The sequence below is a fragment of the Nostoc sp. 2RC genome (genome assembly GCF_014222165.1).
Classification (GTDB): domain Bacteria; phylum Cyanobacteriota; class Cyanobacteriia; order Cyanobacteriales; family Nostocaceae; genus Nostoc; species Nostoc linckia.
Window position 1 is genome coordinate 1 of sequence record NZ_JACKZU010000364.1, and the last position, 8283, is coordinate 8283.

An 8283-nucleotide genomic window follows, 5' to 3' on the forward strand; every position below is an offset into this window, starting at 1 on the left:
CCATCCCCCCATCCTCCATCCCCAACCCGGAGAGCAAAAACCCCATCAATGGCTGACATCGTTCGGCACATGCTCCATAAAATTCTCCCTGGATTTTATCTTGATTGACTGAAGATGCTCCCCACCAAAACTCCGCCATTGCCAAAGGTTTGAGATGATGTGTTGCGGCATAATGGAGTAACTTCGGGGCACAACAGTCTCCTGTACCGGTGGGTGAACCTTGTGGCATCAATTGTTGTAAGGATTGCCATCGCCCAGCAAAATTAGTCAGGCTGTAGCTGGCGTGCATTTGAGTTTGTAATTGCCGTGACAGGGCTTTACGCTGTTGTTTGAGTTCTCGAATTCGTGTATCTGCGGCTGCAATCAATTGCTGTAGAGGCTGTAAAACTTGATTTTGCTGCTGTTTAAGTTGTCGTCGTTCAATTTTCTGTTGACGGCTTTCAGCGTCGAGTTCTTCAAGGGCAATAGCCAGGGCTTCTCCTGTGAGGGTATTGCAGATTTCCTGGCGTTTTTGTTGGCGTTGATGTTTGCAATGGCGATGGCGATCGCTTATTATTTGTAGTTGCTGCTCAAACTCATTACACAAGGTTTCATAGTGCTGGCGTTCTTGGAGTTGCTTTAAAGTGAGAATTTCTTCCTTGATGGCGTTTAACTGTGCCAAGGTGCAGGCTTCCAGGAAAGCAACTTCATCTCTTCCTGGTATTGGTGGCACCCAACCTTCAATTACACTACAACCATGTAAAAGACCAGAGAAAGCCTTAATTACTCGCTGTTCGCCATTGGGCAATTCAACTAATAATATGCCATACATTTTGCCTTCACGAGAATAATTGTCATCTTTGCCAAGGTATTGCATGAGTCCTTGGGCGATGGCTTCCGATAATGGAGTACGGGGTAATATTAAGCGATCGCCACTTTCGGGACAACACCCTTCATAGTAATAACTAGGCGATGAGTCGCCCAGAGCAAAATCACAGTCAATAAAATCGGAAACAAAGTGCAGAATTACCATAAAAGTCAACACTCAATAATGAGCCTGGGATCTGAGTTTTTAATTAGAGGTTATTTATCAAACAGAATAAAGGCGTCAGTCGTCAGAATTCAGCTTGGGAATTTTGTACGACTGGCGGATAGCGCAGCGTAAAGCCTGCGGCATGGCTTCGCTTAGAGCGACGTAGGAGCGTCTGAATAATCGGCGTGCACCCCCACCAAATCTAGGATTTGGTGGTCTTCTCCCAAGGGGAGACGCTACGCGAACAATCAGTGGCGGGTCTGAATCCCCTATTGATTGATTCTGTATTCTGAATTCTGTATTCTGAATTCTGAATTCTGTATTCTTCTTCAATCATCATTGCTGAATAAAAAAATCCCAGGCTCATCGAATCAGCCTGAGATATAAGTTTTGAATTAATCCAAAATTCAAAATCTCAAATCCAAAATTTGTATAATTTAACCAGAATTACTAGAAGCATCACTTTCTTGTGGATAATCTTGTTCTCCAGTCATCGGTGTATAGTTTGTCTCTGATATGGGCTGTTGTTCAAATGAGTTATCTTTTTGAGATTTAGGGTTTTCTGGATTTTTTACCATTCCATGCTGTTCTTGTCCTCTTAGTCCCAGATATGTAGCGGAACTGATTCCTTGTAGTGTCAGGAGTGTTTCATCAAATTCTGGCATAGCTAAATTTTTGCCGACCTCCCAAAGAAAGAATACTCCTATGGCAACTGTCCAAATAAATGTTTGGAATCGATGAAAATTTACTCCATTAATATCTGATAATATATCTATAAAAAATCCTTCGGAAACGCGTTGAGAACCCTTTCTTTTACTCTCATCTCCTTGTCCATCAATCAAGGAACTACCAAAGGCAGTTACCGAATTAATTCCTAATAATATTAGAGATTGTTGGTTTAAAATATTGGTATAATCTCCTGTGATGCCGTAGATAATCATGTAAGAACCAAAAATTATCAATGTCCAAAAAGCCAGTTGAGATACCGATAGGCTAAAAGGATTGCGATTGATTTTTTTTCGACCAAGAAAGAATTGAGCGATTCGGGTTTTGCGTTGTTGGGGTTCAATGTTAACTCGTTCTGGAATCAACAATTCCTGACCATCAATCACCTCTTTTTTCGAGTAAATTCCTTCTATCCCAGAACTCCGAAGACTGTTTCGGCAGTACCTGGTGAATAATAAAACAACAACCAAAACTAGAAGAAGACAAAGCCAAAAACGCCACGAAAATAAAACTATTTTTATTTGCGGAGGTGACTCAGGATTGCTGACTGGAATTGCAATTTTATTGGGACACCCTACCCCAGCCACCACGTTAATGCTATATTTGGGTCTACCAATCAGAGCATTCCAGACATTTTCAGATGGGTCATTACGTTCGAGTCGAAAGGCTAACCAATCTTCATCAACAACCAGTTTTTGTTCTGTATTCCGCACCATAACAATGGTTGGTTGTGCGTATACATCCTGTAGTTCATAGCCATTCAAATACAAGACTAACTGTCGAGGATCGAATGAAGTACCGCCAGCAGTTAAATTTGTTGCTTTTGATAATCCTTCGACTTGAATCTTAATGCGATCGCCCATTTTCACTTCGCCACCGCCATTGTCAGCAATGACTTGTTTAGTTTTGAAATAAGAAGGAACTGAACAAGTCCGAAATGCCGAAGGATTCAGGGAAGGAACATTTTGAGTATCTTGGGCGATAACAGCAAAGTTGAGAGAAACAATCAGAGAAAACACCAACACAAAAATAGCAGCAAATCTTTTCGTATTTCTATGCATTGAGCGGTATTCCAAAGCGACTATTATAACGGTAGTTTAACCATACTTTAGTCACTTCAATATTAAAAAACTTGTCTGAAAAACATATCTTAATCTGTCATTGGTCATTAGTCATTGGTCATTAGTCACTAATCCTTTTTTGATAACTAACAATCAATCACCCATAACTCAATCCCTAGTTGATTTGACAACTTTGAATGCGAGAGAATAAAGCAACACATAATCGCCACCAAGAAGCTGTGGCGATCGCACTATGCCATTCCCAAACACCTAATACCTTTATTCGCCAAACTTGTTCAAAAAAGCCAAAGTAAGGTAATTGCCCATTGGGAGCATTATCATTTACATTTAGCTGACTATAATCTATCCAGGAATCTTTTAAACGCCAGCCGACACGATTGGCAAAATCAATACAAGTTTCAGAAGCAATAGCATTATCATTGCCAATCATCAAACCTAGCACGGGATCGCCCCCAGAAGTATCTCTAATACTCTCCCAAATACCTTTTTGAACGGCGAAACCAAAGCGTCCCCGACTATATTTAACCCACAGGCCGTTGATAGTAGATAAATCACTGCAAGAAAAGTTTTCCACACTTGCTAAATCAAGATAATCTTTTTCTGCTTTACCAGCTACTTTTAACATCAAAGTTGTAGTTTCCCGATCCGCCTCCAACCATCTCTCAGCTTTCAATAAATCTCGCAAATGAGTGTAATCTAAACCCACAGATGAACTCAAATCATCTATATCTTCAGCTTTTTCTTCGGAAGTATCGCTAGAAAATAAAGTTTTTCCTGGGAAAACTTCAATCACACCTTGAAATCCAATTAACCAAAAATATAATTGGATATCACTACCTGATAACTCTATTTGTAATTGTGTAATCCAAGCTGCTGCGGTAAGTCCAGATTGTTGAATAGTAGGTTTGCTAGGAAACTGTACGCCTTTACTAAGGGTGTCTACTAAAGAAGAAGCAAAGCGTTGATTTTCTGAAGATGGCGCAGCAGCAGCAATTAAACATTGTTCAGTATCTAGTCCTAGTTGCAGTTCTTCCACCCAATCCCGCACAGATACACAAGTGGCACTTTCTTGAGGACAATCGAGGATAATTATTTGTTGCGAACTACAACGGCGTAGCTGTTTTTTTAACCAAGAACGATTAATGATAATATGATCGGCAAGGATAAATACAGCTTCTCCTTGTTCTGTTTCTTGAATCTTGCCTCTTAAATATAAAAATACAGTGGGGATTTCTTCCACAATATTGACGTTACTGGGTGATTCAGAAAAAGCTTCAGAAAGCAAACACTTTTGAATGGCTTTGCGGACATTGGTAGCTGGAGTTGTTTCGCTAACACTCCAATAATTGACTTCAAAGTAACCAGATGTATTGAGTATTTTACTCAAAGCTAAAGCACTTTGGCTTTTGGGAAATCCTTCGATAATTAATGCTTGTCGCGGATGTTTTAAAGATGCTGTTTCATGTGGTTTGATTCCTAAAATTACCTCTCCAGTTCCTTCCACGATGCGCTTCGGGGTTTGGGATGGATATTCGGGATGAATTTGGTTTTCACCACGGCTTTTTTTAAGCTGATTAATTACCCGCAATTGCTGATTAGTTTTATCTATATATGCCAGGGTTTGGTGATAAACGTAACGATAAAGTCCATCTGCTTCAATCACACCTTGGGAATCAGCAGCTTCTCCCCGCAGTCCCCGAATTAAATAGTAAGTAAATACTCCATGCTTGAGTTGGGGAAATTCCCAAGATTGTTGGTCGCCATCGCAAGATAATAAAGCATAAAATCCCTTTCTCTTAGCAGCGCGTTGGCGGAGAATTTCTACTAATTCCTGTGTAGGGTTGAGTTGCGAGTCTTTTGTTGCTTCTCCCCTAGCGCCAAACAATGTCATACCACCGCTATGACAAGCATCAAGCCATATTAATTGCTGCTGGGCTGGACAATTTTCTAATAATTGCAATAATTCTTGCAACTGCAAACCAGTATTGATTAAATTGTCTTTTTGAGTATCTTGGAGACACAATACCACCTCCCGGTTGGATGGCTCTAGCATTCCATGTCCGGAAAAATAAAACAGAATAGTGTCGGTTGATTTACTCGCAGTAGCTACTTCTTTAAGACTTGTAGAGATATTTTCTAAGAGTGGCTGCTGTTTAGCAAAATCATGGTAAATTCTGATATCCTTTTGTGGAAATCCGGCAGTTGCAGCGTTTAATGCTTCTCCTAAACCCTGACAATCTACTGCTGAATAACGCAAACACGGTATTTGCTCATCCTGGTATTGGTTTACTCCTACCAGTATCAGCCAAATTTTTGCTAAGCCGGTTTCTAAGGCATGAGTTGAGTGACTAGTACGAACACCAACTGGACACATTTGTTAAGATTCCTTAACAGGAAAAGTACGGTAGCTTTGATATAAATATTATTCAATCGCACTGGCAAAAATTACTGAAATTGTCACATTGCTTTTGGGACAATTTATTGTTTGCAAGTTTTTTAAAGTTATAGCGATCGCTACAATTATATTGCCCATAGGATATCTAAAATGCGAGAACTTTATCCAGCCAGAGAACCTTATAGAGAAGGAAATTTACAGGTTTCTGACCTACACACCATTCATTTTGAAGAGTCGGGTAACCCCCAAGGTCAACCCATTGTATTGCTGCATGGGGGGCCTGGTGGTGGATGTCCCCCTTTATATCGCCAATATTTCCACCCAGAAAAATGGCGTTTGGTGATGTTTGACCAGCGCGGTTGCGGTCAAAGCAAACCCCACGCTGAATTACGAGAAAACACCACTTGGGATTTAGTTAATGATATCGAAAAACTGCGCCAACATTTAGGTATAGAAAAATGGACAGTGTTTGGTGGTAGTTGGGGTAGCACTTTATCATTAGCCTACAGTCAAACCCATCCTTCTCGATGCGCGGGATTAATTCTTCGTGGTATTTTCATGCTCAGACAAAAAGAGTTGCAATGGTTTTACCAAGAAGGTACTAGTTATATTTTTCCCGATGCTTGGGAAGAATATTTAAAACCAATTCCTGAAGATGAACGTCACGATTTAATTGCAGCATATTACAAACGCTTAACTAGCCCAGATTTACAAGTCCAATTAACAGCGGCGCGTGCTTGGTCAATTTGGGAAGCGAGTACAAGTAGACTTTTTTTCGATCCAGAACTCATAGAAAAGTTTGCCGATAATGAATTTGCCTCGGCTTTTGCTCGTATCGAATGCCATTATTTTATCAATAAAGGATTCTTGGAAACAGAAGATTTATTACTTGCAAATGTCCATCGCATCCGCCATATCCCTGCTGTCATTGTTCAAGGACGTTATGATGTAGTTTGCCCAATGATATCAGCTTGGGAATTACATCGTGCTTGGCCAGAAGCCGAATTTATTGTAATTCCTGATGCGGGTCATTCCATGAGCGAACCAGGAATTCGTAGTGCTTTGATTGAAGCAACAGATAAGTTTGCAAACTTGAAGTAGAATTGGCGAATTGATCGGCTAATCAACATTAAAGAAGTCGGAAGTCGGAAGTCGGAAGTCGGAAGTATAGTTTTGTAATGGGGATTTAGACCCCACCACAAAACTGACCGGTTATAGAACCGGGGGACTTAAACCCATTGAATTTGTTTAATCAAATCGGATTCCCATATATATCAATTAACGTTATTTGCTAATATTTGATTAAGCTTTTGCTTTTAGGCATCTTTGATGACTTTCGACACTCCCGACTCTCTGATTCTGGATGCAGCACTTTCGGTATCTGGTTTAACGGACTATATCCGGTTGCTGTTAGAGCAAGATGAACAATTGCGCCAAGTTTGGGTGACTGGCGAAGTTTCCAGTGCTAACCACCATCGCAGTGGGTTATTTTTCACGCTGCAAGATACGGATGGTACGGCAGGAATTAAGTGTGTGGTGTGGAATAGTCAATTGGCAAAACTCGCCCAGATACCCGTTGCTGGCGAACAGATAATTATTTTGGGCAGTATTCGAGTTTATCCGCAACGGGGAGAGTATCAGTTATCAGTTTGGCAGGCTTTACCTGCTGGTGTTGGTTTACAGGCGTTACGCTATCAACAACTCAAAAATCGCTTGCTGGCTGAGGGGTTATTCGATCGCCAAAGAAAGCGATCGCTCCCCATCCATCCCCAAACCATTGCTGTGGTCACTTCACCAACTGCGGCCGCTTGGGGTGATATTCAAAAAACTCTCAAGCAAAGGTATCCAGGTTTACACGTTTTATTTTCTCCAGCCACAGTACAAGGCGAACAAGCACCAGAATCCATCGTTAAAGCAATTGAGCGAGTTGATTGGGATGGGCGCGCCGAGGTGTTAATTTTATCGCGTGGTGGTGGGGCGATTGAGGAATTGGCTTGCTTTAATGATGAACGAGTGGTGCGAGCTGTTGCTAATTGTTCCATTCCGGTAATTACTGGTATTGGTCATCAACGAGATGAATCTTTAGTAGATTTAGTTGCAGATGTATGTGTGCATACACCAACGGCGGCGGCGGAAACAGTTGTACCCGCAATTGCACAATTGTATGCTGAGCATCGGCAACGAGTTCTAGCTTTGCATGAGGCGGTGCATAACTTTGGGGAAAATGCTGAAAATAAACTGCAAGGATTACGGAATCGTTTGCGACGTTTGCGGTTAGATCGGCAACTAGAGCAGGAGACACAGAAGCTAGCTTGGAAGCGTCGGCAATTGGTACAAGTAACGATCGCCCGATCGCAACAAGCAAAGCAACATTTAGAATTGTTGCGGCAAAAGTTGGCAACTCTCGACCCGAAGGCTGTATTGCAGCGTGGTTATGCAGTGGTGAGACAGAAAAATGGTGCGATCGCTCGGAATGCGGCTGAGTTAGAAGTAGGACAAGATTTATCGATTCAATTGGGACAGGGTGAGGTGAAAGTGAAAGTTACGGAAGTAAAAAAGTAGTTTAGATATATAGCGACTTACAACAGATTACTGTCAGGAATGCGATCGCTCGATTTTGTAAACAATGCCAAAAATCGATCGCAGGTGTAATCACACAGATAGCTAGAAACCAGATTTAGATATATGCGATCGCCACATCTTAAGGTGCGATGTCTACGACGGGCGTGTAATTCATTTTGAGACTGATTCGTTATAATATTAACGATAAACTTTGCGAAAGAAGGCAAATATATGACTAACCGCGAGCAGCTTATCCAAGAAATTGCAGAGCTTCCAGATGAGTTAGTCAAAGTAATGTTAGATTTTTTGCATCGCGTTCAGACAACACGTAGTCATCATCCTTTAGCAAAATTTGCGGGTATTTTGAGTGATGATGAGGCAGCTGATTTACAGAAAGCAATTCAAACTGATTGTCGTCAGGTTGATTTAAGAGCTGATTCGTAAAGAAAATATAAAGAAAACAGAGCCTCATTTTACTTAAGCTCTAGGCTAAATCAATCACATTT

Annotated in this window: 6 protein-coding genes and 1 pseudogene; 3 read left to right on the top strand and 4 right to left on the bottom strand. The window is 41.1% G+C overall.

The window, feature by feature from the left end; all coding sequences use genetic code 11:
* The 3 genes and pseudogenes from GNE10_RS28495 to GNE10_RS28505 all read right to left on the bottom strand — a co-directional run.
* A pseudogene (locus GNE10_RS28495) lies at positions 1-1012 on the bottom strand (RluA family pseudouridine synthase); the annotation flags it as partial.
* A 437-nt stretch (positions 1013-1449) separates the two neighbouring features.
* Positions 1450-2799, bottom strand: coding sequence for a hypothetical protein (locus GNE10_RS28500; RefSeq protein WP_185569009.1), 1350 nt, complete (start codon positions 2797-2799; stop codon positions 1450-1452).
* Between the two features lie 175 nt (positions 2800-2974).
* Entirely contained in the window at positions 2975-5194 is a 2220-nt protein-coding gene (locus GNE10_RS28505) for a GUN4 domain-containing protein (RefSeq protein ID WP_185569011.1), read from the bottom strand.
* Positions 5195-5365: 171 nt separating this feature from the next.
* Here GNE10_RS28505 and pip point away from each other — a divergent pair, with 171 nt between their 5' ends.
* On the top strand, positions 5366-6316 hold the full coding sequence (pip, locus tag GNE10_RS28510; RefSeq protein WP_185569013.1) for a prolyl aminopeptidase: 951 nt from the start codon (positions 5366-5368) through the stop codon (positions 6314-6316).
* 228 nt (positions 6317-6544) lie between these two features.
* Positions 6545-7777 carry an exodeoxyribonuclease VII large subunit gene (xseA, locus tag GNE10_RS28515; protein WP_185569015.1) on the top strand — a complete coding sequence of 411 codons (1233 nt, stop codon included), beginning with the start codon at positions 6545-6547 and terminating at the stop codon, positions 7775-7777.
* A 17-nt stretch (positions 7778-7794) separates the two neighbouring features.
* On the opposite strand, the gene GNE10_RS28520 is transcribed toward xseA, so the two are convergent.
* Positions 7795-8004: a hypothetical protein gene (locus GNE10_RS28520; RefSeq protein ID WP_185569017.1), complete on the bottom strand. Its 210-nt coding sequence runs from the start codon at positions 8002-8004 to the stop codon at positions 7795-7797.
* 4 nt (positions 8005-8008) lie between these two features.
* Here GNE10_RS28520 and GNE10_RS28525 point away from each other — a divergent pair, with 4 nt between their 5' ends.
* Positions 8009-8221, top strand: a complete 213-nt coding sequence (locus GNE10_RS28525; protein ID WP_185569019.1) for a hypothetical protein — start codon at positions 8009-8011, stop codon at positions 8219-8221.
* Positions 8222-8283: the final 62 nt, after the last annotated feature.